We start from the raw sequence: 1,196 nt of genomic DNA on the forward strand, positions 1-1,196 counted from the left end.
CCCCGGCATCTCCCCCCGCCTCGCCCTCGTCACCCACGCGGCCCTCGCGATGACCGCCACCGACCCCGCCCAGGCCGGCACCCACTACCGGCACGCCGAAACCCACCCCGCCGCCCACCACTTCCCCTACGAACTCGCCCGCGTCCACCTCGCCCACGGCATCCACGAACGCCACACCCACGGACCCAGGTCCGCACGGCCGTCACTGCTCAAGGCCGCGGAAGCCTTCGAGCAACTGGGCGCACCCACCTGGGCCGAGCGCGCCCGGACCGAACTCCGCGCCACGGGTACGGCCGCCTCCACCTCCTCGGCCCACCTGACGGCACTGACCTGGCAGGAACGCCGCATCGCCGACCTGGCCGCCGGCGGGCTCACCAACAAGGAGATCGGCGAACGCATGCGTCTCTCGCCCCGCACCGTCAGCTCACACCTCTACCGCGCCTTCCCCAAACTGGGCATCACCTCACGCGCCGCCCTCCGCGACGCGCTCACGAGGACTCCCGGCGACCAGAACAGGTGACCCGGGCGCTATGTGTGATGGGCGCGCAGGCCACGTTCGTCCAGCCAGCCGAGTACGTGGTCGGCGACGATCCTCCAGCCGCTGTCGATGACCAGGGAGTGGGCACGGTCCGCGAACTGCTTCAGGTCGGTCACGGCCGTGGAGTCGCCGTATTTCTTGTACGCCGCGCGGGTCACCGAGTCGGGCACCAGCAGGTCCTCCTGCCCGGAGATCAGCAGGAGCGGGCCGCGGTCCGCGTTGTGGACGTCCACCACGGCGCGCGGACTGCGTGCCCCGCCCCCGAAGCCGAGGTCGGCGAACAGACGGCGGGGGGCCGGCACCACATGGCGTTCGAAGAGCCGATCGGACTCCGCCGCGCCGACGGTGTTCGCGAAGGCGTGGTGGAACTGCTCCGGCGACAGGGCCACCAGGTGCTCGTCGGCGACAGTCCGCCCAGGAGTCCAGAACCCGGCCGGCGGGCCGGGCAGCGGAATGCCGTTGATCGGGGCCGGCGCGATGGCCACAGCGGCCCGGCCGATGTTGGCGCCGAGGAGATGCTGCGCGATCAGTCCGCCGACCGAGTGGCCGACGATCACCGGCGCGATCTCAAACGAACGTACGATTTCGGCGTAGTGCTCCGTCAGTACGTCCAGGCCGAGCCCTGCGACCATCGCGGAGGACCCGCCCGTCCCCCAGC

Annotated in this window: 2 protein-coding genes; one reads left to right on the forward strand and one right to left on the reverse strand. The window is 71.7% G+C overall.

The genetic code is table 11. The annotated features are described in order from the left end of the window. Positions 1 to 520 (forward strand): helix-turn-helix transcriptional regulator (locus AOK08_RS42165; RefSeq protein ID WP_198539574.1); only part of this gene is annotated, 520 nt, incomplete at its 5' end. Positions 521 to 528: 8 nt separating this feature from the next. Here the strand turns inward: AOK08_RS42165 and AOK08_RS42170 are convergent. Further along, positions 529 to 1,196, reverse strand: a 668-nt coding sequence (locus AOK08_RS42170; protein ID WP_055535888.1) for an alpha/beta fold hydrolase, incomplete at its 5' end; no start/stop codon positions are given.

Origin of the sequence: Streptomyces graminilatus, assembly GCF_001418565.1 — a bacterium.
Taxonomy (GTDB): Bacteria; Actinomycetota; Actinomycetes; order Streptomycetales; family Streptomycetaceae; genus Streptomyces; species Streptomyces graminilatus.